The sequence below is a fragment of the Mycobacterium saskatchewanense genome, assembly GCF_010729105.1.
Classification (GTDB): Bacteria; Actinomycetota; Actinomycetes; order Mycobacteriales; family Mycobacteriaceae; genus Mycobacterium; species Mycobacterium saskatchewanense.
Window position 1 is genome coordinate 2,029,589 of sequence record NZ_AP022573.1, and the last position, 22,432, is coordinate 2,052,020.

The window sequence follows — 22,432 nt, forward strand, 5'->3', positions numbered from 1 at the left end:
GGGCTGGGTGTAGCCTTTCTTCGGCGGGTTTGCACCCGGGTCGATCGTCGGCGATCGGATGTCTCGGTCCGCTAGCGGGATGGCTCGGTGTCGGCCAGCACCGTGTCGGGGTCCAGTTCGTCGGGCCACTCGGCCAGGTTCACATCGGGGCCAGCGTTGCCCGAGGGAAGGCTCAACGCGACATCGGTACCGTTGGGGTCGCGGAACCACAGCGCCGTGACCGCGCCCTGGCGGGTCGCTCGGTAGGGGTGAGAATTGTGCCCCGCCAACCGATCGACCGTTGCACGGATGTCGTCTGGCTCGTCGAAAGTCAAGTTGATCGCGGTGACGCCGCTCGCCTCGGGATGGTAGTCAAATGCAGTCTGGGAGCGCTCGATGACGACTCCGAGGCGTGCGGCGGTGACAGTGGTCAGCTTCGCGGTGACCGGATGCGGTTGCACACCAAGCAAAGCGGACCACCAGGCCGCCATCTCCGCCGGCCGGTAGCTGAGCAGTCGTAGCTCGACGAGCGGTGCGCCAATGGAATTCACGAGATAGACCTCCCAACACCGCACGGTGCGCTGACCGCGCTCAGTGCCTGCCGTATCTGCGTCGCGTCGCGCCTGTCGGAGTGCAGTACAGCGGCGATATGGCCGTCCGGCCGCACGATGAGGCCGTCCGCGTCCGCCGCTGCACCGGTGCGGAACACGTGATGCGCCGCCTCATCGACGGTGCCGACCGCGATGGGGAGCGTCGCGGCGGTGTGCGTCCACCGGGCCCGGGATCGGGGCGTGGCGAGCAGTGTCAGCCGATCATGGCTGATCAGATCGAGAGTGGATACGCGCCTGCCGCGGTCTTCGACCCAGCCGTGCGGAAGCCGTCCCCCGGCCCAGGCCAACGGCGTGTAGAACTCGGGATCGCAATGCCTCGTGGGTATCCCGTCGGCCACCACCGCGCCGCTCGAATAGATCACCCCGAGGTCGCTCCCCCAGCTGCGGTAGTGGCGGCCTTGTCGGCTGATCGCCTCTGCTGCCCTGCGGCGTAGATATCCGCCGACCTTTCCCGGGGACGCCGCCAGGCCAAAGGTGCGATACGCCTGCGCGGAAAGGCCTCGGACCAGCGTGCGCACGGGCCGCCGTGGCACCCATTCGGGAAGTGCCGCAATGATTCGCGGCAGCAGACTACCGACTCGGCGTGGCATGCCCAGAGCGGCAACCACGTCGAGCAGACCCTCGACGTTGGCCACGGAGTGGTCGGTGGCACTGCGTCCCACCGGCCGGCGCTCTTGTTCGTAGGTGTCCAGAAGTCCGTTGCCGGCCCGACCGGTGAGCACCCACGCGATTTTCCACGCGAGGTTGTGCACGTCGGCGATGCCGGTGTTCAAACCCAGGCCGCCGGTGGGCGGAAACCGGTGCGCCGCATCTCCGGCCAAGAACGCCCGACCTACTCGGTAGTTGGTCGCGACTTGTGCGTTCATCGCCCACGATTTGATCGAGTGGATGTCGACGCGGACGCTGGAATCGCCGATGGCATCGAGGATGTGGTCTCGGCAGACCGCCGCCGGAAAGTCCTCCAGCGATTCGGCCGGTGGAAAGTAAGGGATCTGGAACACGAGATCGTGCGGTGGGCGGTGGACTATCAAGGCCCCCACGCCCTTGCCGCTGTGCGTCCACATGACCGGCCCACGGCGGTTGCGGCGAAACTTCTCCAGATCGGCGGAGAAGTGCACGCTGATCATGTGTTGAAGGGTGGGCCCCTTCATCGCGACACGGAGCGCTCTTCGCACCGGACTGGCCGCGCCGTCGGCGGCGATAAGGTACTGCCCCAGAATCATTCGGCTTCCGCCGGCCGTGTCACCGATTGTGACCGCCACCTTGTCGGGTCCGTCCGTGTGGGTGACGTAGCGCCAGCCGCTGCGCAAGTCGATGTGAGCGTTGTCGCGCAGGCGTTGCCAGAGCAGGGTTTCCAGGAGGCTTTGCGGCAAATGGGCGCTGCGCGTTGGACTGATCGCCTCGATGGCCTCCACCTGCCTGTCGGGCAGCTCGGCCACCGGCACCCGGCCGAGCTCCGGCCCGGCCAACGTAGTGCAGTACGCGATGCAGCGCAGCTCGTAGGCTTGGGCACTCAAGGCACGCAGCTCACGGTCCAGCCCGATCTCGCGCCATATCTCCATTGACCGAGTCGAGAGCACGTGTGCGGCCGGGTGCGTCTGCGGGCGCTCACGCGGCTCCACGACAACGCAGCTGACACCGCGGGCGGCCAGCAGCAATGCTGCCGTCGCGCCCACCGGTCCGGCGCCGACGATCACCACGTCACAGGTGTCAGCCACGGTGGCTGCGGTCCCCGGACCGCGGTCCGCTGCGGCGTCCGCCGGAGTCGGGCCACAACAGGAGGTGGCATTGCGTCATACGGCTTACACGATGCCGGGCGGCGGAGCCCTCAACCGAATGACAGTGATGTACATCACAACACGCCACTCACCGACGCCCCCATACGGACATCACGGCCAAAGCCAACAGCACGACGTTCATCGCGATCATCACCGGTTCACGTCGACGCGCGTGTATCACCGCCGCCCCCAGGGAAACGACGATCAGACCCGCCACGCCAGCCGCCAGCGCCCATCCCTCCGGGATGTTCAGGAACACCGGAAGAGTCATCCCCAGCGCCGCCAGGACCTCGGTCAACCCCACCAATCTCACTGTTCCCAAGGTGAAGTCGCCGACCCAACTCGCGCCGCGCAATACAAGCTCGTTCTTCGAGAGCACCAGTTTCGTCGCACCCGCGGCCGCGAACGCCGCAGCCAGCCCCATGCTGAAGACCCACAACGCGACGTGCATCGGGCCGATCACCGCCTACCGACACCCGCCGCGCGCCGGCGATCCACCGAGTGGACCGACCGTCGAGCGGGGATGCGTGACCGACGCCCGATGATGCACGGACTGGTAACGGCCGTCGACCGGCTTCAGTTCACCGGTAGCTTCGGCCGACAACGCGTGATGCCCAGGTCAGCGACCTCACCGCAGCACGAGACGCCTTTGGCGTCCGACGACGCCGAACGACTGGCGCTCGATCACGGCGGATCAACGGCCGGGATGCCGCGCGTCGGCCCTAGGACGTTTTCTGCAGCGGCGGCGAGTAATTGGGCTTGCCCAGGCCGAGGACGTATTGCGCGATCATGTTCCGGAACACCTCTAGCGTGCCGCCGTAGATGCCTACCAGGGGAGCGAATCGGTAGGCGTACTCGGCGCTGCCGTCGTCGGCGGCACCGTCGGTCCCGAATGGGAGGGCCGCCGCCGCCCCGAGGATGTCCATCAAATCCGGTGAGATGTCACGCATGGTCTGCGCGATGGCAACCCGGCCGAAGATGCCCGGCGCGGAAAGCGCGACCTCCAGGCGGGCGACGCTGCGGCCGAGCCGGTATGCGACCGAACCGTCATCGATGAGCCGGCGGCCACCGGGCTCGACCCCGGTGACGCGGGCGGCGGCGCGGTCAACGGCCTCGGACAGGAACCCGGCCTGATGCATCATGATCGAGGTGTCCTGCAGGCCGTCCGGCGCCGCCGTCACCGCGCCGTGTTCGACGTTCAGCGGCTCGCGCAGCACCGTCCAGCCCGCGTTCACGTCGCCGAGCCGATACCTGTCATCGACGCGGACCTCGCTGTAGTAGACGATGTTGGTGCGGTCGCCGTCGACCGTGCGGATCCCCTGGATCTCGATTCCCGGCGAGTCGAGCCTAACCAGGAACATGGTGAGGCTCTTGTGTTTTGGCGCGTCAGGAGCCGTGTTGGTGATCAGGAACACGTACTGGCAATTGTGCGCCCCGGTGGTGAACATCTTGGAGCCGTTGATCACCCAGCTGGCCCCGTCCGCCTCCCGGACCGCCCGCGTCTTGCAGGTGGCCACGTCGGAGCCACCTTCGGGTTCGGTGTATCCGAGGCAAAGGCGGACCTCGCCGCTGAAGACCTTCGGCAGCACCTCGTCTCGCAGTTCCGGCGTTCCGAACTTAGCCACCGAGCGCGCCACCATGGCGGTGGTGCCCCAGGTCACCCACGGAACCCGCGCCCGCCGCTTCTCCAGCTCCCAGATACGACGACGCACCCGGCTGAACCCCCCCTCCGCGTCGGACTTCCACTCGGCCTCCAAATAGCCTGCGGCGCCGAACTTCAGGTGCAGGCCCTCGTCGAAGTTGTCGCCGGTCTCGCGGTCCCGACGCCTGACCTCTTCGGTGACGTGCGTGTCGAGGAAGCTGCGCACTTCGTCGCGAAAGGCCTGGTCGTCGTCGGACAGTTCGACCCGGGAGAAATCCATGCCTTTCCCCTCTCCTACACCGGTTGCGGCGCGCCCTCGCGGGCGGTCACGATGTCGGCGATGCGCTGCGCCACGATGCCCGGGTCACCGCCGGCCAGCGGCCAGCCCCTGGCGCGCACCAGGTACGCCGTCGCGGCGGCCTCGGACGACACGCCGAGGCCGCCCTGGATGTGGACCGCCATCGTCGCCGCCTTGGCGGCCTCCTCGGCCATGAAAACGAAGGCCGAGGGTGCCAACTCGGGTCGTTCGTCGGGTTCGTTGTCCAGGAACCACGCGGCGCGCCGGACCAGGTTTCGCCCGCCCTGAACGGTGATCGCCATGTTCGCAAGTGGGTGCGAGATGGCCTGCAGGGTCGAGATCGGTACACCGAGCGTGTAGCGCGTCTTGGCGAACTCGGCCGCGATGGTCATCGTCTCCTCAACCAAACCGACCAGGGCCGCCGCAGTCAGAAGTCGCCATTCATCCAGGGCGAGTTGGTAATCGGCCACCGCCTGAGCACCTTTGGCCACCACCGTGCGGGTGTCGGCGGCGGCCGGATCCACCCAGGCCATCGGCAGCCGACCGATGTTGTCGACCTTCGCGGGTCGGGCGCCGAAGGTGAGGCGGACGACCCGGTCTCCGTCGCGGACGAGGATGTGGTCGGCGATCGAACCCGTCGGGATCAATCGGGTGCCCACCGAATCCGCGATCCGTACGTCGAGAGCAGCGAGCTGCTCGCCGCCGACGACGCCTGCCGTCGCGGCGTCCAACGCCCCCAGCCGGCCGAGCAGCCGGGCGGCGCAGACATGGTCGATCCACGGAACCGGCGCCAGCGACCGGCCTACCTCCTCCGCCACCAGCGTCAGGTCGACCAGGGTCGCCCCGTCTCCCCCACAAGAATCGGGCAGCGCCATGGTGGTGGCGCCCATCGCGCACAGCCTCCCCCAGAGATTCCTGTCGAAGCCGGACGGCTCTGCGGCACGCACCGTTTCGATCGGACAGTGCGCCTTGAAAAATTGCCGGTACGCGCTTTGCAGGTCCGTATGATCGTCGGAGAGGCTGTAGTCCAGTCGGCGAAGTTCGAAGCGGTCCATCGTCAGCGTTCCTTCCCGAAGAAGAAGTCCTGCGCATTGTTGTACAGATAGTTGTCGAGCACGTCGGCGGGCAGATCCAGGGCGCGGGCCTCGGGCAGCACCCGCTGCATGCGCAGCACGGGCCAGTCTGACGCGTAGATGACCTTTTCGGGGCCGCGCGTCCGCATGTAATGCAGCAGGCTTTCCGGCAGCCGCTTGGGTGACCAGGCCGACGTCATCAGGCGCAGGTTGGCGTACTTGAGCAGCAACCGGATGGCCACGTCCCACCACGGGTCGGCCCCGTGGATCATGCAAAGCTTCAGCTCGGGGAACCGCACGCACACCCTGTCCAGGTGCATCGGGTGTTGGACCTCCCCGGGGATCGGCGGTCCGGGGATGCCCGTGTTGAGACAGAGGGGCAGGCGCAGCTCGGCGCACTTGGCGTAGAGCGGGTAATAGACCGCGTCGCTGGGCGGGTATTGGCCATCACCCCAGAAGCTCGGCCCCACTACCGCATACGCGACCGGAAGATCGCCCGCGGCGGCGGTCAATTCCCGCAGGGTTGGTACCGGGCGCAGCAGATTCAGCCCGCCCATGGCCAGTGCGAACCGGTCCGGCCTGGCTTCGACGAACTTGCGCGCGGTTGTCGACGGCTTACTGAGCGAATCCATCAGGATCGCCTTCCGCACGCCGTGGTCGTCCATCTCGTCGAGCAGATCGGACAGGTCGACCGGGGCGAACATCGATTCGGGGCCGTTGAAGTAGTCGTCGCGGACCTTGAGCATCCAGGAGGGCTGGGATTCGGTTTCACCGAAGTGCACGTTGACCAGGCAGTCGATCGCCCCGGCAGTCATGACCGGACCTGCTGGGTGGCCTGTTCCCTGGCCCACCGGTAGTTGGGCTTACCGTTGCCGAGGCGCTGAACCTCGTCGACGAAGATGAATGCCTTGGGCGCCTTGAAATGCGCCAGTTGCGCGGCGCAGACGCCGCGAAGGTCGTCCGGGGTGAGGTCGGCGCCGGGTTGCGGCGCGATCAGCGCGACGACCTCCTGCCCCCACCGTTCGCTCGGCCGCCCGACGACCAGGGCGTCGGCGACGCCCGGGTATGCGCGCAGCACGCCCTCGACCTCCTCGACGAAAACCTTCTCGCCGCCGGTGTTGACCACCAGCGAGTCGCGCCCGAAAAGCCTTATGGTGCCGTCTTGTTCGAGGGACGCCCGATCGCCGGGGATCACTACCCGTCGGCCATCGATCCGGGTGAAGGCCCGTCGGGTCGCTTGGGCATCGTCGAAGTACCCGAGCGGAATCCGGCCGGTCCTGGCCGCCCAGCCGATTTCGCGATCGCCGGGCCGCAGGAACCGGCTGCGGTCCGCGGAAACGACCGAGGCCCCGACCCTGGGTTCGAAGGTTTCGCTGGTGGTCCCGCCGCGGCTGTGCCCGAAGGCCATGTTGCCGCTCTCCGAAGACCCGTACCCCTCGACGATGGTCACGTGCGGCAGGCGTTCCATCAGCGCCCGTTTGTATTTCGCGTTGGTGGCGGCCCCGCCCGTGCCGATCGCGTTCAGCGACGACAACTGGTATGGGCGGGCGCGCAGTTCGGCGACCAGCGGCCCCGCGTACGCGTCGCCGACCATCGTCATCATGCCGACCTTTTCGCGCTCCGCGGTCTCCCAGACCGACCGCGCGTCGAGCTTGTTGCGGTCGTCGTAGAGCACGACCGGCAGGCCGGCGCACAGCGCGGCGAACGCGGTCCACATGCCCGCCGCATGCATCAGCGGGGAAACCGCGAACCACGGCGGACCGCCATTGCGGACCTTGTCGTGGATCTCCGTGATGCTGTCGTGGTCGGCGCCCACCATCGACGAGACGTACATGTCGCTCTGGCGCCACAGGACGCCCTTCGGGCGTCCCGTGGTTCCGCCGGTGCACATCATGATCAGGTCATCCGGCGACCCCATCAGGTGGAGGTGGGGGTCGCCCGCCGCCAGCGCATCGCCCAACGGGACCGCACCCGGCAGGTGGGCGGCACCGCTTCCGTCGTCGATGGACACCAGGAGCTCGGTCCCGTCGGGCGGCAGCACGTCGGCGAATCTGGCCCCGAGCGAGCGGTGGCAGATGATGCCCCGCGGCCGGACATAGGCAAGCAAGTCGCGGATCTCGCGCGGCGAGTAGTGGTGGTTGACATTGACGGGGACCACACGGGCCTTGAGGCAGGCGACCACCATGTCGGGATACAGGTCGTTGTACATAAGGAGCGCGACGCGGTCCTGACCGCATTCCCACGGCTCCAGCGCCCCGCGTTCGGTGTGAGCCCCAAAACCGTTCGCTCGGAGGTAGTTTGCGAGGCTGTTGGTCCGGCTCGCCGATTCGCCGAAGGTGCTCCGCCGGTTCCCGCACACCGTCATCAGCCGGTCGGGAACGACGTCGGCGATGGCGTCGAGAACGGCGCCCACGGTCCATTCACTCATGGTGTCAGGCGCTACGCGGGCGATCCGACCTGGACACCGAGGAGGTCGAGGGCGTTGTCGCGCATGATTTTTCGGACGTCGGCAGCGTTGAAGCCGTCGAGCTCTCGGGTAAAGGACACCGGCGACTCCAGGCCTTCGCCGTGCGGCCAGTCGGAACCGAACAGGATCTTGTCGACGCCGATGAATTCCGCCAGTTCGGTCAGGTCGTCCTCGTAGTAGGGCGCGATCCACACGTTCGTGCGCAATTGCGCGACCGGATCCTCGGGGAAGTGCCGGGGATAGTTGTTGGCCGCCTTCTTCAGCCGCTTGATCAGCCGATGCACGAAGTAGGAGCCGTTCTCGATGCTGACCGCCCTGAGCTCCGGGTGGCGGGTGAACACGCCGTGCACGATCATCGAGGCCATCGTGTCGTGGATGGCGCGGTCGTCGAGGAGCAGCGTGTCCAGCGGGTCCTTTTCGCCGAACCCCTCGAATGTCGCCTTGCCGCCCCACTGCGCGGCGATGTGCAGATACCCGCTGTCGCTGAGGTGAAAGCCGACGGGAACTCCCGCCTCGGCCAGCCGTGCCCAGACCGGGTCGTGAGCGGGATCACCCAGCGACCTCGGCTTCACCACGCCGGGCACCGGTGCCGGCCGCACCAGGACGAGCTTGGCGCCGCGCGCCAGCACGAACTCGACCTCTTCGACCGCCTTAGCGGGATCGGCGAGCGAGATGATCGGTGCGGCGATGACTCGGTGGTCGGGCCGGTCGAAGCCCCAATCCTCGTCGAGCCACAGGTTAAACGCGTGCACCGAGGCCATGGTCGCGTCGATGTCGTGCTTGAGGGCCTCCTCGACGCCGCACGCGAAAGTCGGCAACATGAAGACCGTCTCGATGTCCTGGGTGTTCATCACCGCGACCCGGGCATCCCGATTCTGGTATTCGGGGTGGGTTGCCAGCCGCTCGACCTTCATCAGCGAGGCCGGGTCGACGCCCTCGGGGATCGCGCCGCGGAAGAGCGAGTCCAGGCAGCCCGGCACGATGATCGGGTCGAAGGTGGGGTTGGGGACGAAGTGGTTGACGCGGTCCCCGATCACTGCCCAGGTCCGCTTGCCATCGCTGAGCATCTGCACGCCGCGGCGCTTGAACGCCTTGTCCAAGTGCCGGGTGAAAGCGTCGAGTGGCTCGTAATAGTGGTTGTCGACGTCGATCGCCAGATAACCCAATTGGCCCATGTCCATCCTTTCCGGTGCCATCGGCGAACTCACGCATCGGTCGAACTGAGCGAAGGGAACCGGGGCGGCCGCTTCTCGAGGAAGCTGGTGATGCCCTCGATGACGTCCGGCCGTGGCATGGCCTCGTGGAGCAGCACCTCGGCGCGCGAAGTCGCCTCCGCCACATCGCGACTCGCGTCGCCGTACACCTGCCGCTTGATCACCGCCATCGACGCCGGCGAGCAGCTTCGCGCCATCTCCTCGGCGTAATCGAGCGTGCGCGCCATCAAGTCCTCGGGCGCGACGACCTCCTTCACCAGACCGAGCTCGGCCGCTTCCTCGGCGAGGAAGGTGCGGCCGCTCAGCAGCAGGTCGAGCGCGACGCCCCAGCTGGTCAGTCGCGGAAGGATCCAGGAGATGCCAAACTCGGCGATCAGGCCGCGGCGAGCGAAGACGGCGGCGAACTTGGCCCCTGCGGCGGCGAACCGGATATCACACATCAGCGCCTGGGTGAGGCCGATACCGACGCAGGAGCCGTTGATGGCGGCGATGATCGGCTTGCGCAGCGCGGTGACAAAATGTGGCGGGCGCTCACCGACCAGGTCGGCCAGGTTTGTCTGCGCGGCCTTCTCGATGGTCTCGCCGTAGGTGGGCGCCGACGTGGCCGTGCCGAGGAACGCGCCGGCGCAGAATCCCCGGCCGCGGCCGGTCAGCACGATGACGCGGACGGCCGGGTCCCGTTCGGCGCGGTCGACGGCGGCGTAGAACCCGGCCGCGAGGTCGGGCCCCCAGGCGTTGAGGCGTTCCGGTCGATTGAACGTGAGGATCGCGACGCCGCTCGGCGTGGCTTCGTAGAGCACGGGTTCGTCGGAAGCGCCGTCGCTGCCGGGCATCTGCTGCGGCACCTCCTCGCGCTCCCCGTACTGGACCCATCCCGCTTTGTACGCATTACTGTATACCTATCGGTACTGCGTTCCACAAGCGTCGGCGCGGCCGCACGAACCCGCGTCCAGCAGGGGATTTGGTTTCCCGGACGGCAGCGCCCGCGGCTAGCGCGAGACGCGCCCGCGGGTGACCAGTTTGACGATCCCGAGCAGGATCACCGCGCCCAACAGACAGGTCAAGAAAGAGAACAGCAGCCCGCCGCCGGACACGTTGACACCGAAGCCCCGCAGGAGAAAGCCACCGATTAAGCCGCCGATGATGCCGACCACAATGTTGAGGACGATCCCCATCTGCGCGTCGGTGCGCATGATCTTGCTGCCGATCCAGCCCGCCAGTCCGCCGATGATGATCCAGCCGATGACACCCAGAGTGAGCATGTCCGCGATCCTTTCCAATACCCAGCAAGCGACTCAGACCGTATGCCCGCCGCGCGTCGGTTGTAACCCCGGCGTCACCGCGGCCCGAATGCGTCACGCGCCGAGCAGACCGAGGCGGCGATAGGCCTTCTCGATCTGCGTCTTGGCCTCCGGCGGCAACTCGGCCTGCGGGGGGCGGGAATGAGCATGGTCCCCGATCGGCAGGCCAAGCAGCGACGCGGAGTATTTGAAGGCGCCGCCCCAGTGGGTGAAGTAGTCCGGCCGCCCGGGGTAACAGGTCCACCAGGAGCCGAGGTCGATGTCGAACTGGTCCAGGCCGGAATCCCGCCCGTAGTCCATGGCCTCGACCAGCTTGTCGCTCCACACCAGCTCCCAGTACTCGGAAAGCAGTCTCCGTTGCGGAGTTTCGTACAGGTAACCGGCCGTGCCCAGCTGTGCCGCGGAGACGATGCCGTCGCGCAACCATCCGGCGCGATACACCGTCTTGTCACATTCCCAGAGCACCAGGTCCGGCGCCAGCTGATGCAGCAACCGGCTGCTGGCCGGCCGGAAGGCGCCCTCCTTGGTCGCGCACACCCCGGGCACCTCGTGATAGATCCGCGCGCTCTCCGCGGGGGACAGCACATAACCCGACGACGGCGAATTGAACATGCCCAGCGCGATGTCGGTGCGCGCCGCGATGTAGGCGAAGAACCGCAGCACGCCCTCGCCGCCGTGTGTTTCCATCATCGGCGTCTGGATGTAGGCGATGTCGGCACCGGCGTGCTGGGCGTGCAGCGTAAGTTCCAGGCAGTCCTTGGCCGTGATGGCCGACGTGCAGGCCTGCACGACGACGCCAGGATTGGCGTTGCGGCCCTCCTCGATTGCGACCTCCAGCAACCGTTTCCGCTCGGCGATGGTCAACGACCAGTATTCAGCGATCCCGCTGGTGCACCACAACATCGGGTGCCTGAGGTCGTGAACGCAGTAGCGCACCAGCGTCCGGTAAGCGTCCCAGTCGATCTCGTCACCGTCCGGCCCGTGGAACGGGGTGTAGAGCGAATCCCCGATTCCCCGCAGGGCCGTGCGCGCCCAGGTTCGCGCCTCGTCTGCAGTCGCCACAGTGCACTCCCCTTGTCGCTCAGACGTTTCCGCGGGACGGCCCGGTCAGGTGAAGTCGGAACCCCCGTCGACGTTGATGTTGGCGCCGGTCATGTAGGAGTTGCGTCGCGACGCCAGGAAAACGGCAACCGGCCCGACCTCTTCAGGCAGACCCGCGCGGGGCATCTGGGCTGGATGACCGAAGTGCTCGGCGATGGCGTCCATCAGGCGATAGGGGTCGTCCCCATCGACTCCGACCGACTTCGCCCACGCGACCAGCGATTCCGACGCAATGCTGCCGGGCGAGACGACGTTGACCAGGATCTCGTCCTTGGCCAGCAGCAGGGAGAGGTTCTTCGAGACGCTCGTCAGCATCGCCTTGGCCGCGGTGTAGGCGGGCAGCATGACGCTCTGCCGTTGGGTGGAGTGAGCCGAGAAGTTGACGATGCGGGCCCAGCGGGCCTTGCGTAGCAGCGGAAGCGCCGAACGTACGCAGCGCACCATGCCCATCACACCGTCTTCTACGGATCGGCGCCACTGGTCGTCGGTCAGCTCCTCGAAGGCTCCCGGCGCACCCGGACCGACCGTATTGACGAGAACGTTCAGTTCGCCGTCCCACCGCTCGGCAAGTTCGGCGAACACGCCGTCGACCGCGCGCGCGTCGCCGATGTCGGCGCTGAGGCCGAGCGCCTCCCGGCTACCGCGACCGGTCAACTCCGTCACGGCCGAGTCGAGTGCGGCGCGGGTGCGGCCGATGACCGCCACCCGGGCGCCTTCTTCGGCGAGACAGCGGGCCGTCGCGAGACCCATTCCGCGGCTACCACCGATCACGGCCGCGGCGGCGTTTGCCAGCCCGAGGTCCACGGCTCAGCCCGGAGACCCGTTAAACGGCTGGTGTCCGATCATCTTCGCCCATTCGGCCATAGGTATCAAAAAGCCTACGATAGGGATTACAGTAACAGACGGCGAACCACACGAAAGCCGCGCCAGCAACCCCGCCCGAAGACGACCGTGCGGCTGCCCGGACGTGTGATCGGATGGCCACCGGTAAGGTTGACGGTCGGAGCCCGACGGCGTCACCCGTTGGGACCGCCCAGGACATTCGTTGATGGAGGTGCCCTCAGTGGCCAAGCAGGCGACGGCCGACAAGCGTCAACGACGCGAGCGTGGGTCCATCAATCCCGACGACATCATCACTGGCGCATTCGAACTCGCGGAGCAGGTGTCGATAGACAACCTGAGCATGCCCCTGCTGGGCAAGCACCTGGGTGTCGGGGTCACCAGCATCTACTGGTACTTCCGCAAGAAAGACGATCTCCTCAACGCGATGACCGACCGCGCCTTGAGCAAGTACGTGTTCGCCACCCCCTACGTCGAAGCCAGCGATTGGCGCGAGTCGCTGCGCAATCACGCGCGCTCGATGCGGAAGACGTTCCTGGGCAACCCCATTCTGTGCGACCTGATTCTGATCCGGGCGGCGCTCAGCCCGAAGGCGGCGAGACTGGGCGCTCAGGAGATGGAGCGGGCGATCGCCAACCTGGTGGAGGCGGGCCTGTCGCCCGAGGACGCCTTCGACACGTACTCGGCGATGTCGCTGCACGTTCGCGGGTCGGTGGTGCTGCACCGGCTGTCGGAGAAGAATCAATCGCCGGACAGCGAATCGCGCACCTTTGAAGACACGATGGCGATCGATCCGGGAAGCACCCCGCTGCTTGCCCAGGTGACCGGGCAGGGACACCGCATCGGGGCCCCGGACGAAACCAACTTCGAATACGGCCTGGACTGCATCCTCGACCACGCCGGCCATCTGATCGAGAGGGGCGCCAAAGCCGCTGCACCCTCCCGCCAGCGGCGAGCGACCAAGTCACCCGTTCAGCGCGGAAGAAGCCGGGCGCCCGCTCCGAAGTGAGGGGGCACCACCTCCGCAATCTCGCGTGGCGGCGGCGAACTAGGCCTCGGGCTCCGACACGTGGAAGTGCTCGTCGCGCAGCCGGAATGCCTCCTTGGCGCCGTGCTCGGCGCGCGTCTTGACGAAATTGAATTCGCCGGGGGCGAATTGCAGGTTAGTGCCGAAGGCGTGGAACAGATAGCTTGCGGTCTCCTCGCCGTGGTACACCTGGGTCTGTTCCACAAGCCGGAACGCCTCTTTGGCGATGACGACTCCGTCCGCGGGCATTTTCGCCGCCTTCTCGGCCCAGTATCGCGCGCGGGCCGTGACAGACCCGGAGTCACATGTCTCGGTGAAGATTCCGAGCCCCTCGATCTCGCCCGCCGGAATGATGTCTCCGGTCAGCAGCAACCGCCTGGCCAGGACCGGTCCCAGCCGGTGGAAGAACATGTGCAGGCTGCCGAGCGCAGGACCCAGGAAACGCGTCGCCGGCATGCCGATTCGTGTGTCGCGCGCGACGACGGAGATGTCGGTCATCAATGCCATTTCGAATCCGCCGCCCAGCGCATACCCGGCGATCTCACCGACCGTCACCTTCGGAAAACCCATGAAGTTGTGGTAGAAGCCAAAAGACTTGCGATCCACGGTGAGTCGGCGACGTTGGCTGGGACGGCGCTCGGTTCCGGCCTCGTCGCCGGGCGCGCCGTACCAGCCGTAGGCATTCTTCATGTCGGCTCCGGCGCTGAAGACGCCGCCGGCTCCCCGTAAGAGCACCACCGTGACGTCGTCATCTTCGGCCACGCGATCCAGATGGCGTGCGACGGTCTCGCGCATGGCGGCGTCATAGGAGTTGCGTTGCGACGGATTGTTAAGTGTGATGGTCGCGATTCGCCGGTCGGGGTCGACCTCGAAGAGCACGCGGTCGTCCGAAGCGCCCGTGGCGGTCATTGGTCGGCCTCCTTTCGCCGCCTACCGAAGTCGAATCCGGTCAGCTTCTCCGGCGCCGATGCCAAGGTGTCGACCTCACCCGTGCACAGCACCTCGTCGTCGAGCATCAGTCGCGCGATCGATGCGACGCCCCGCTCGCTCTGCTCTCGCGAGATGTCGAACCGCAGATCGCTCAGGACCGGTGTCGGCCGGCGGAACGTCACGGCCAGCGCGCGGGTCTTGCCGGAACGGCCGGTGACACAGTTGTGATGCTGGATGACGCAATCGAAGAAGACCCCCAGGAAGCCGCCGTGCACCAGGCCGGGCGGCCCCTCGTACACCAGCGGGAAGCAGACCCGCCCGCCCGCCCGCACGGAATCGAGGTGATCGAACTCGTACTCGGGGAAGCACGGGTTGTACGAACCGATGTCGGTCGCATGGTTGAGATAGACCCGCCGCGGGTCGTCGGGGAGTTCTCCGATGCGCGGCGCGCTGTCGGGCGGGATCGCGCCGGCCAGCTCGCCCTCCCACTCGGCGAGCTTCACCAGCATGGCGTCCACCGTTGGATGAGGATGCTCGAGGGACAAAAGCAATGAGCCCAGGCGCCGCAGGGCGCCCGCCGCGGCGACCGTCTGGGCAAGGGGCGTCTCGCCGAATCTGGCGTCGCGGGTCGGCGTCGAACCCGGCGCGGCCCGCCCCTCCAAGGCCATGATTCTCTCTTTCGCCGGGTCCGGCCCGGATATTCCGTCGGCAGACTTTCCTTGCTAACTTATACACCGTTGGCAATCGTATTGTTTACTGTATGGGTAACCGTAGCGGCAGGAGAGGCCGGTTTCGACAGTGAGTCACGAGGCCGACCCGCCGGGGGCCGACGGCTCGGTGACCGTGTCCCGCGACGGCGCGGTTCTACGAATCACACTTGATCGCACATCGCGCCGTAATTCGCTGACGCAGTTGATGATTGGCACGCTGGTGGATGCGCTCACCGACGCCGCCGTCGACGACTCCTTGCGAGCCATTCACCTGCGCGGCGCCGGCGACCACTTTTGCGCCGGCGTGGATTGGGTGAGCATCAACTCCCACGGCGGCTCGCGTCCCCGCGCCGGCGATCTCGTGCGGCGCATTCCGCACGCCGCCCATCGCGTGATCGAACTCGTCGGAACCGTCCAACTGCCCGTGGTCTGTAGCGTGCGGGGGTGGGCCGCCGGGTTCGGCTGCAATCTCGCACTGGCGGCCGATTTCTCCGTGGCCGCAACTGATGCCGTGTTCTGGGAACCTTTCATAAGCCGTGGCTTCAGCCCGGATTCGGGGTCCACCTGGTTGCTGCCCCGGCTGGTCGGCCTCGCCCGCGCCAGGCGGATGCTGCTCCTCGGCGAGAAGGTGAGCGGAACAGATGCGGCCAACTGGGGCCTGATCCATCACGCGGTGGCACACTCGGGGCTCGACGACGCCGCCGAGGAGTTGCTGGACAGGCTTGCGAACGGGCCGACGGCGGCGATCGGGCTCGCCAAGCAGGCGATGGCGTTCGGTCAGCACGCGACGCTGCCTCAATCACTGGCACAAGAGCTGTTTAACCTCGAATTGACTTGCCGCACCGGCGACTTCAAAGAGGGTTTGGATGCTTTTCGCCAGCGGCGCACACCGAAGTTCGAGGGCCGATGACCGTTCCCGCGTTCCAGACCATCACTTACGACGTCGACGGGCACACCGCCACCATCACGCTGAACCGACCGGACGCCTTGAACGCCCTGAGCCCACACATGATCACCGAACTTCGAACCGCCTACGACGCGGCCGAAAACGACGACAACGTGTGGTTGCTCGTCGTCACCGGCACCGGCCGCGCGTTCTGCACCGGGGCGGACGTCAAGGCCATTCCCGGCGACGGCAAGGTGATCTACGAACGGCCATACCTGTCGACGTACGAGCAGTGGGAGGCACCTCAGGAGGGAACTCCCCCGTTTCGGCGGATGGCCAAGCCGGTCCTGGCCGCGGTCAACGGCCTGTGCTGTGGCGCGGGGCTGGACTGGGTCACCACCTCCGACATCGTCATCGCCTCTGACCGTGCGACGTTCTTCGATCCCCATGTCAGCATTGGCCTGGTGGCCGGACGCGAGCTGGTGCGGCTGGCCCGGGTGCTCCCCCGATCGGTCGCCCTGCGGATGGCGTTGATGGGCAAGCACGAGCGCATGGGCGTCGAACGCGCCCTGGAGCTAGGCCTGATCAGCGAGATCGTCGAACACGACAAACTCATGGAGCGGGCCCGTGAGATCGCCCGCATCGTGAACTCCAATGCACCGCTGGCCGTGCGGGGGACGCGGCTGGCCATTCTGAAGGGTCTCGACCTGCCGCTGCACGAAGCCGAGATGCTCGCCGAAACCTTTCGCGAACGCGTCCTGAGGACCGAGGACGCGCTGGAGGGTCCCAAGGCATTCGTCGAGAAGCGGCCCCCCGATTGGAAATGTCGGTGAAGTTCGAGACCATCCTGCTCGAGGTCGACGACGCCGACCACGTCGCCACCATCACGCTGAATCGGCCCGCGCAACTCAACGCCTTCAACCGCACCATGTGTGAGGAGATGGCCCGGGTCTGGCGGCTGGTCAAGCTGGACGACTCGGTGCATGCGGTGGTGCTGCGGGCCGCCGGTGACCGGGCGTTCAGCGCCGGGCTGGACATCCAAACGCCCTATGGTCAACCCGAAAACGTCTGGAATCACGAGGATCCCGGCGAGACGCTGAGCCCGAAGTGGCAAAAGATGTGGAAACCCGTCGTGTGCGCCGTCCAGGGCATGTGCACGGCGGGCGCATTCTATTTCGTCAACGAGTCCGATGTCGTCATCTGCTCGGACGACGCAACGTTTTTCGACTCACACGTGTCGGCCGGACTGGTCTGTGCGCTGGAGCCGATCGGCCTCATGCGGCGCATCGGTCTAGGGGAAACGCTGCGCATCGCACTGATGGGCAACGACGAGCGGGTGGGCGCCGACACCGCGCTGCGCGTCGGGTTGGTGTCCGAGGTGGTCGCTCCCGACCGATTGTGGGGCCGTGCCCATGAGATCGCCGCGACGATCGCCGCCAAGCCGCCGTCGGCAACGCAAGGCACCGTGAAGGCGATCTGGGAGTCGCTGGAAAAGCCGTACCGTGCGGCCCTCGAGCAGGGGCTCATCTATACCCGGTTGGGCAACCCGCTCGGCGCCGCCGAACTCGCCGCGCGGCAAGGCGACGTGGCGCCGCGCCGGCCGAAGATCCGCTGATGGCCCGCCACCCACTCAGCGGGCGGATCGCCGACGTCCTGAGTCTGCGGCCGGACTCCCAGGCAATCGAGTTTGAGGGGCAATGGATCTCGTTGCGCCGCGTTGGTGAGCTGGCTCGCTCCGTCGCATCCCTGGCCGCCGAGCAGAACGCAGGCATCGGCATACTGCTGCGCAACCGGCCGGGTCACGTGGCGGCCTTTCTCGGCGTGCTGCTGGCCGGCGGCACCGTCGTCGTCATCAACCCTGGCCGCGGCGACGACCGCGCCCGGGCCGATATCGCCGCGCTCCGGCTGCCGCTGATCGTGGGCGAGGGCGACGATCTTTCGGCACTCGTCTCGGAGGCCGACACCGCAACGGTGCCGATCCCCCCTCGCCTCGACGGCGCCCCGCGCGCGGTGTCACCACCCCCGGCCGGGTCCGCTTCGCGGGGCGGCGTCGCAGTGCGGATGCTGACCAGCGGGACGACCGGTCCGCCCAAGCGGATCGACCTCGGCTACGACGCGCTCGCGCGCAGCGTGATGGGCCCCGACTTCGAGCGCACCAAAGCGCCGACCGAGGTACGGCGTGGCATCGCGATCGTCAACTCGCCGCTGGTCCACATCGGCGGCGTGTTCCGGGTATTGCAATGCTTCGTCGAGGCGAGACCGTTTGCCCTCCTCGAACGATTCGAACTCACGGCGTGGGCCGACGCGGTGCGCAGGCACCGGCCCCGCGCGGTGTCCCTGGTACCGGCCGCGTTGCGGACCGTTCTGCATTCCGACTTGACGCGAGCGGACCTGGCGGGCGTTCGAGCCGTCACGTGCGGAACCGCGCCGCTTTCGGCCGACGACGCCGACGCGTTCACCGAGAAGTACGGCATTCCCGTGCTGACCTCCTACGCCGCAACGGAATTCGGGGGCGGGGTGGCCGGCTGGACCCTTCCCGACCACAAGCGGCACTGGGAGGCCAAACGAGGCAGCGTCGGCCGCGCCCAGCCGGGCGCCCGGCTCCGGGTGGTCGACGACTCCGGCCGACCGATCGGACCCGGCGAGGTGGGCCTGCTGGAGGTCAAGCCGGCGCAACTGGGACCGTCGGTGGAGTGGATGCGCACCGCGGACCTGGCGCATATCGACGCCGACGGCTTCGTCTGGATCGTCGGTCGGGCCGACCAGGCAATCATCCGCGGCGGTTTCAAGGTGATGCCCGACGAGGTGCGCGGCGCGCTGGAGGGCCATCCCGCGGTGGCCGGGGCCGCCGTAGTGGGCCGTCCGGACGCGCGTCTGGGTGCGACGCCGGTCGCCATGGTCGAGCTGCGCGAGGACGCCAGCACCGATGCCGGCGCGCTGACCGAGTACCTCCGGTCGCGGCTGGCTGGCTACGAGATTCCGGCGCGGATCGCGATCGTCGACACAATCCCGCGGACGCCGTCCGGCAAGGCCGACCTCGGCGCGGTCAAGCGGTTCTTCGATGCACCCACCAACGAGCATGTCTACTGACGGCACGGTCGGCGCGGCCCTGCGGCATCAGGCGGGAGCCCGAGCGGACCACCCACTCCTGGTCTGTGACGACAACCGCATCAGCTACGCCGAGGCCGATCGCCGCTCGGCTGCGCTCGCCCGCGGGCTCATCGCCCAGGGCGCCGGCAAGGGCACGCACGTCGGACTGCTGTATCCCAACGGGCCCGAGTTCGTCGTCGGCATGTTTGCGGCGGCGCGGATCGGCGCGGTGGTCATCCCGTTCTCTACCTTCGCGACCCCCCGCGAGTTGCGGGAGCAACTGGTGCACGCCGACGTCGAGATCCTGTTGGCCGCCGCGTCGTTCCGCTCACACGATTACGTGCGCCGCCTGGCCGAAGTGGTCTCGGACCCGGAGTTCGATTCCGGCGGGCGGTTGTTCGTCACCGCCACACCTCAACTACGCCAGGTCGGCATCAGTCACGACCGCGACGCGGTGCGCCGCGTGCGCGACATCGAAGGGATCTACCGGCTCGGCGGCGCCGTACCCGTGGAACTGTTGGCGGCGATGGAGGAGGACGTCGCCGACTGCGACCCGCTGGCGATCGTGTACACGTCGGGCTCGACCAGCGCCCCCAAGGGAGTGGTGCACACGCACGGCGCCCTGCTCGGACATCAGCGCAACCTCAACCGGATTCGCGGGTTGACGCCCGCGGACAAGTTATTCTGCAATTCGCCGTTCTTCTGGATCGGCGGGTTCGCGTTCGGGCTGCTCGCCACGCTTGTCGCCGGGTCGACGCTGCTGTGCTCCAACGCCGCCGAGTTCGCCGCGACACTCGATCTCCTCGAAGCCGAAAAGCCCACCACCGCCAATGGTTTCGCCGCCGGGATCGCTCACCTTGCCCGTGACCCCAGCTTCGGTGACCGTGACCTTTCGTCCCTGCGGCGGGGCAACCTGTACCCGATCATGGCGCCGGATTCCCGGCCCGCCGACCCGGAGCTGCGCCACAACATGCTCGGCATGACCGAAGCGGGCAGCGTCGTGCTGCTCGGCGACGACGAATCGGATCAACCGGAAACGCGGCGTGGATCTTTTGGGAAGCCTGCACCGGGCTTCGAAACCTTGCTCGTGGAGCGGGATGCCTCGGGAGTGGGCGAGCTGTGCATCCGCGGCCCCTACGTGATGCAGCGGTATCACAAACGCAGCCGCGAGGAATGTTTCGACGCCGACGGCTGGTTCCACACCGGTGACCTGGTGCGCATCGATGCTGACGGATTCTTCTACTTCGTCGGCAGGCGCGGTGCGATGATCAAGACGGCGGGTGCCAACGTCGCGGCCGCCGAGGTCGAGAAGGCCATCGTCAAGGTCACCGGCGCGACCGCGTACGTCGTGGGCCTTCCCGACCCCGAACGCGGGCAGTTGGTGGCGGCGGTCATCGTCGTCCCGGAAGGCTCGGATTTCGACGCGGCAGAGATGCGGGAGATGCTCAAGCCCGAGCTGTCCGCCTACAAGATCCCCAAGCGGATCATCGCCGTGTCCCGCGCCGACGTACCACTGCTGTCCAGCGGGAAGGTGGATCTGCCGGGACTGAGGACCTTGTTCGATGCGTGAAACGGTCGACCGGCTGGTGCGGTCGCAGGCCGCCGATTACGGTGCCAAACCGATGGTGATCGACCCGGCGACCCGAATCGGCTATCGCGAGTTGGACACGACCACCCACGATTTGGCCGCGGTGTTCGTCGAAGCGGGTGTCGGCAAGGCCACCCGCGTTGCGGTGATCATGCCCAACGGTGTCCGCTGGGTTCAGGTGGCCATCGCACTTACGCGCATTGGCGCCGTGTTGGTTCCATTGAGCACGCTGCTGGCACCCGGCGAACTGGTGGCTCAACTACGGACCGCCGCGGTGCAGTGTGTGGTGAGCGTCGAGGAATTCCGGGGCCGCCGCTACCTGGACGACCTCCGGGCGGTGCCACGGACGGAGCTTCCGGCGTTACGCCACGTCTGGGCGGTCGACCGGCCGCCGGCCGCAGGCACCGACGGACGCGCGCGACGGATGGTCGATGCCCTGGCCGCAACCGTCACTCCGGCCGACGCGCTGGCAATCGTCTTCACGTCGGGTAGCAGCGGGGCACCCAAGGGGGTCATGCATTCCCACGGCAGCGCGCTGGGCGCCGTGCAGGCGGGACTCGCAGCGCGGTGCATCACGGCCGACACCCGCCTGTATGTGCCGATGCCGTTTTTCTGGGTCGGTGGCCTGGCTAGCGGGATACTGTCCGCGCTGCTGGCCGGTGCCACACTGGTGACCGAGGAAGTCCCGCGGCCCGACACGACGCTGCGGCTACTGAAGGCCGAGCGCGTCACGCTGTTCCGCGGCTGGCCCGATCAAGCCGACGCGCTGGCCCGGCACGCGAGTGCCGTCGGCGCCGACCTGCCCGCCTTGCATCCGGGCAGTCTGCAAGCCCTGCTGCCCCCCGACCAGCGCGCCGAGCCGGGAGCCCGCGCCGCCCTGTTCGGCATGACGGAGGCGTTCGGACCGTACTGCGGGTATCCGGCCGACACGGACATGCCTCCGGCGGCGTGGGGCAGCTGCGGAAAGCCGTTCGCAGGCACGGAGGTTCGCATCGTCGACCCCGACAGCGGCGAACCTGCCGCACCGGGCGCCGCAGGAGCGATTCAGATTCGGGGACCGCACACGTTGCGCGGCATCTGCGGCCGCAGTCGCGAAGAGCTGTTCACCGCCGACGGCTTCTATAACACCGGCGATTTGGGTCACCTCGACGAAGAGGGGTTCCTGTTTTACCACGGCCGATCCGACGACATGTTCAAGGTCAGCGGCGCAACCGTCTATCCCGGCGAAGTGGAGCGGGCGCTGCGCACCATCGCGGGCGTCGGCAACGCCTTCGTCACCAATGTGCCAGGTCCGGGGGGCCAACGAGTGGGTGCAGCGGTGGTGTGTGGCGGCCCGCTCGACGTCGACGCACTCAGGGCGGCCGGCCGAAAACTGCTGAGCACCTTCAAGGTCCCGACGATGTGGCTGCTGCTCGAGTCTGAAGACGAGGTTCCGCGGGGCGCCACGGGAAAGGTGGATGTGCACGGGCTGCGGGAGATGCTGATGGACGCGAACCGGCCTCAGGGGACCCGCGTCCAGGGCTGACAGTTCTGCGACTCGAAGGCCTTGACGCTCGAGTTGACGTTCGCGTACATCGGACCGATGGACGTATTGGTTTGCAGCACATGGTCCTTGGCCGCATCGGGGGTGCTGTAGGTGAACCACGAACACATCGAGTCCTGGGTCGGCACGTTGTTGATCCACACGCCGAACGCCGACGCCGAGCCGCCGGTGTGATACAGGCCGGGTGCGATGTCGGGCCCCACGACGAAGACACCGTTGCCGGGAATCGGGTCCAGCGGATCGGCATTCACCGGCGCGGCGACAGCGATCGCCACCACCGCGGTGACCAAGACGGCCCGTGCGCGAAATGAGGGCATCGTTTCTCCCTGGCGTCGCCCCCTACCTGGCAGCGTA

Annotated in this window: 22 protein-coding genes; 7 read left to right on the forward strand and 15 right to left on the reverse strand. The window is 67.4% G+C overall.

From position 1 onward, the window contains the following. Window positions 1–71: 71 nt before the first annotated feature. The 12 genes from G6N56_RS09295 to G6N56_RS09350 all read right to left on the reverse strand — a co-directional run bounded on the left by G6N56_RS09295 (window position 72) and on the right by G6N56_RS09350 (window position 12,268). Window positions 72–530 carry a VOC family protein gene (locus G6N56_RS09295; protein ID WP_085256157.1) on the reverse strand — a complete coding sequence of 153 codons (459 nt, stop codon included), beginning with the start codon at window positions 528–530 and terminating at the stop codon, window positions 72–74. Continuing rightward, window positions 527–2,308, reverse strand: coding sequence for an FAD-dependent oxidoreductase (locus tag G6N56_RS09300; protein ID WP_085256156.1), 1,782 nt, complete (start codon window positions 2,306–2,308; stop codon window positions 527–529). The genes G6N56_RS09295 and G6N56_RS09300 overlap by 4 nt, the downstream gene beginning before the upstream one ends. 148 nt (window positions 2,309–2,456) lie before the next feature. Continuing rightward, on the reverse strand, window positions 2,457–2,819 hold the full coding sequence (locus G6N56_RS09305) for a DoxX family protein (protein ID WP_085256174.1): 363 nt from the start codon (window positions 2,817–2,819) through the stop codon (window positions 2,457–2,459). Window positions 2,820–3,090: 271 nt separating this feature from the next. Further along, window positions 3,091–4,290: an acyl-CoA dehydrogenase family protein gene (locus G6N56_RS09310; protein ID WP_085256155.1), complete on the reverse strand. Its 1,200-nt coding sequence runs from the start codon at window positions 4,288–4,290 to the stop codon at window positions 3,091–3,093. 14 nt (window positions 4,291–4,304) lie between these two features. After that, on the reverse strand, window positions 4,305–5,363 hold the full coding sequence (locus tag G6N56_RS09315; protein ID WP_085256154.1) for an acyl-CoA dehydrogenase family protein: 1,059 nt from the start codon (window positions 5,361–5,363) through the stop codon (window positions 4,305–4,307). Window positions 5,364–5,365: 2 nt separating this feature from the next. Beyond that, window positions 5,366–6,196 (reverse strand): amidohydrolase family protein, encoded by an 831-nt coding sequence (locus tag G6N56_RS09320; protein ID WP_085256153.1) that lies wholly within the window; start codon window positions 6,194–6,196, stop codon window positions 5,366–5,368. Beyond that, window positions 6,193–7,809 (reverse strand): acyl-CoA synthetase, encoded by a 1,617-nt coding sequence (locus G6N56_RS09325; RefSeq protein ID WP_085256152.1) that lies wholly within the window; start codon window positions 7,807–7,809, stop codon window positions 6,193–6,195. Before G6N56_RS09325 ends, G6N56_RS09320 begins: the two co-directional genes overlap by 4 nt. Before the next feature lie 11 nt (window positions 7,810–7,820). Then, on the reverse strand, window positions 7,821–9,023 hold the full coding sequence (locus tag G6N56_RS09330; protein WP_085256173.1) for an amidohydrolase family protein: 1,203 nt from the start codon (window positions 9,021–9,023) through the stop codon (window positions 7,821–7,823). A gap of 29 nt (window positions 9,024–9,052) precedes the next feature. Beyond that, on the reverse strand, window positions 9,053–9,895 hold the full coding sequence (locus tag G6N56_RS09335; protein ID WP_085256172.1) for an enoyl-CoA hydratase: 843 nt from the start codon (window positions 9,893–9,895) through the stop codon (window positions 9,053–9,055). Window positions 9,896–10,051: 156 nt separating this feature from the next. Continuing rightward, the gene (locus tag G6N56_RS09340) at window positions 10,052–10,324 is read right to left on the reverse strand and encodes a GlsB/YeaQ/YmgE family stress response membrane protein (protein WP_085256151.1); all 273 of its coding nucleotides are present in this window, start codon (window positions 10,322–10,324) and stop codon (window positions 10,052–10,054) included. Window positions 10,325–10,417: 93 nt separating this feature from the next. Next, window positions 10,418–11,425, reverse strand: coding sequence for a dihydrodipicolinate synthase family protein (locus G6N56_RS09345; protein WP_085256150.1), 1,008 nt, complete (start codon window positions 11,423–11,425; stop codon window positions 10,418–10,420). A 45-nt stretch (window positions 11,426–11,470) separates the two neighbouring features. Further along, entirely contained in the window at window positions 11,471–12,268 is a 798-nt protein-coding gene (locus tag G6N56_RS09350) for an SDR family NAD(P)-dependent oxidoreductase (RefSeq protein ID WP_085256149.1), read from the reverse strand. A gap of 244 nt (window positions 12,269–12,512) precedes the next feature. On the opposite strand from G6N56_RS09350, the gene G6N56_RS09355 reads away from it, so the two are divergent. Further along, entirely contained in the window at window positions 12,513–13,313 is an 801-nt protein-coding gene (locus tag G6N56_RS09355; RefSeq protein WP_085256148.1) for a TetR/AcrR family transcriptional regulator, read from the forward strand. A gap of 39 nt (window positions 13,314–13,352) precedes the next feature. Here G6N56_RS09355 and G6N56_RS09360 read toward each other — a convergent pair whose 3' ends face one another. After that, window positions 13,353–14,240 (reverse strand): enoyl-CoA hydratase/isomerase family protein, encoded by an 888-nt coding sequence (locus G6N56_RS09360; RefSeq protein ID WP_085256147.1) that lies wholly within the window; start codon window positions 14,238–14,240, stop codon window positions 13,353–13,355. Beyond that, complete coding sequence (locus G6N56_RS09365; protein ID WP_163645099.1) at window positions 14,237–14,929, reverse strand: hypothetical protein; 693 nt, start codon at window positions 14,927–14,929, stop codon at window positions 14,237–14,239. The genes G6N56_RS09360 and G6N56_RS09365 overlap by 4 nt, the downstream gene beginning before the upstream one ends. Before the next feature lie 130 nt (window positions 14,930–15,059). On the opposite strand from G6N56_RS09365, the gene G6N56_RS09370 reads away from it, so the two are divergent. Genes G6N56_RS09370 through G6N56_RS09395 form a run of 6 tightly spaced genes read left to right on the forward strand, consistent with a single transcriptional unit; the run spans window position 15,060 to window position 22,060 of the window. Next, complete coding sequence (locus G6N56_RS09370) at window positions 15,060–15,881, forward strand: enoyl-CoA hydratase/isomerase family protein (protein WP_085255417.1); 822 nt, start codon at window positions 15,060–15,062, stop codon at window positions 15,879–15,881. Beyond that, the gene (locus G6N56_RS09375) at window positions 15,878–16,690 is read left to right on the forward strand and encodes an enoyl-CoA hydratase/isomerase family protein (protein ID WP_085255418.1); all 813 of its coding nucleotides are present in this window, start codon (window positions 15,878–15,880) and stop codon (window positions 16,688–16,690) included. Before G6N56_RS09370 ends, G6N56_RS09375 begins: the two co-directional genes overlap by 4 nt. Continuing rightward, on the forward strand, window positions 16,681–17,472 hold the full coding sequence (locus G6N56_RS09380) for an enoyl-CoA hydratase/isomerase family protein (protein WP_085255419.1): 792 nt from the start codon (window positions 16,681–16,683) through the stop codon (window positions 17,470–17,472). Before G6N56_RS09375 ends, G6N56_RS09380 begins: the two co-directional genes overlap by 10 nt. Further along, window positions 17,472–18,947, forward strand: coding sequence for a class I adenylate-forming enzyme family protein (locus G6N56_RS09385; RefSeq protein ID WP_085255420.1), 1,476 nt, complete (start codon window positions 17,472–17,474; stop codon window positions 18,945–18,947). The genes G6N56_RS09380 and G6N56_RS09385 overlap by 1 nt, the downstream gene beginning before the upstream one ends. Then, window positions 18,937–20,517, forward strand: a complete 1,581-nt coding sequence (locus G6N56_RS09390; protein ID WP_085255421.1) for a class I adenylate-forming enzyme family protein — start codon at window positions 18,937–18,939, stop codon at window positions 20,515–20,517. Before G6N56_RS09385 ends, G6N56_RS09390 begins: the two co-directional genes overlap by 11 nt. Further along, the gene (locus tag G6N56_RS09395) at window positions 20,510–22,060 is read left to right on the forward strand and encodes a class I adenylate-forming enzyme family protein (RefSeq protein WP_085255422.1); all 1,551 of its coding nucleotides are present in this window, start codon (window positions 20,510–20,512) and stop codon (window positions 22,058–22,060) included. Before G6N56_RS09390 ends, G6N56_RS09395 begins: the two co-directional genes overlap by 8 nt. On the opposite strand, the gene G6N56_RS09400 is transcribed toward G6N56_RS09395, so the two are convergent. Then, window positions 22,036–22,395, reverse strand: a complete 360-nt coding sequence (locus tag G6N56_RS09400; protein WP_085255423.1) for an Rv1352/Rv1906c domain-containing protein — start codon at window positions 22,393–22,395, stop codon at window positions 22,036–22,038. The genes G6N56_RS09395 and G6N56_RS09400 overlap by 25 nt on opposite strands. Window positions 22,396–22,432: the final 37 nt, after the last annotated feature.

Bases quoted from the DNA above. Each gene is read 5' to 3' on its own strand.
- G6N56_RS09305 (WP_085256174.1), bottom strand. From the start codon at position 2,819: ATGCACGTCGCGTTGTGGGTCTTCAGCATGGGGCTGGCTGCGGCGTTC.
- G6N56_RS09310 (WP_085256155.1), bottom strand. From the start codon at position 4,290: ATGGATTTCTCCCGGGTCGAACTGTCCGACGACGACCAGGCCTTTCGC.
- G6N56_RS09315 (WP_085256154.1), bottom strand. From the start codon at position 5,363: ATGGACCGCTTCGAACTTCGCCGACTGGACTACAGCCTCTCCGACGAT.
- G6N56_RS09320 (WP_085256153.1), bottom strand. From the start codon at position 6,196: ATGACTGCCGGGGCGATCGACTGCCTGGTCAACGTGCACTTCGGTGAA.
- G6N56_RS09325 (WP_085256152.1), bottom strand. From the start codon at position 7,809: ATGAGTGAATGGACCGTGGGCGCCGTTCTCGACGCCATCGCCGACGTC.
- G6N56_RS09330 (WP_085256173.1), bottom strand. From the start codon at position 9,023: ATGGGCCAATTGGGTTATCTGGCGATCGACGTCGACAACCACTATTAC.
- G6N56_RS09335 (WP_085256172.1), bottom strand. From the start codon at position 9,895: ATGCCCGGCAGCGACGGCGCTTCCGACGAACCCGTGCTCTACGAAGCC.
- G6N56_RS09340 (WP_085256151.1), bottom strand. From the start codon at position 10,324: ATGCTCACTCTGGGTGTCATCGGCTGGATCATCATCGGCGGACTGGCG.
- G6N56_RS09355 (WP_085256148.1), top strand. From the start codon at position 12,513: ATGGAGGTGCCCTCAGTGGCCAAGCAGGCGACGGCCGACAAGCGTCAA.
- G6N56_RS09360 (WP_085256147.1), bottom strand. From the start codon at position 14,240: ATGACCGCCACGGGCGCTTCGGACGACCGCGTGCTCTTCGAGGTCGAC.
- G6N56_RS09365 (WP_163645099.1), bottom strand. From the start codon at position 14,929: ATGGCCTTGGAGGGGCGGGCCGCGCCGGGTTCGACGCCGACCCGCGAC.
- G6N56_RS09375 (WP_085255418.1), top strand. From the start codon at position 15,878: ATGACCGTTCCCGCGTTCCAGACCATCACTTACGACGTCGACGGGCAC.
- G6N56_RS09380 (WP_085255419.1), top strand. From the start codon at position 16,681: ATGTCGGTGAAGTTCGAGACCATCCTGCTCGAGGTCGACGACGCCGAC.
- G6N56_RS09385 (WP_085255420.1), top strand. From the start codon at position 17,472: ATGGCCCGCCACCCACTCAGCGGGCGGATCGCCGACGTCCTGAGTCTG.
- G6N56_RS09390 (WP_085255421.1), top strand. From the start codon at position 18,937: ATGTCTACTGACGGCACGGTCGGCGCGGCCCTGCGGCATCAGGCGGGA.
- G6N56_RS09395 (WP_085255422.1), top strand. From the start codon at position 20,510: ATGCGTGAAACGGTCGACCGGCTGGTGCGGTCGCAGGCCGCCGATTAC.
- G6N56_RS09400 (WP_085255423.1), bottom strand. From the start codon at position 22,395: ATGCCCTCATTTCGCGCACGGGCCGTCTTGGTCACCGCGGTGGTGGCG.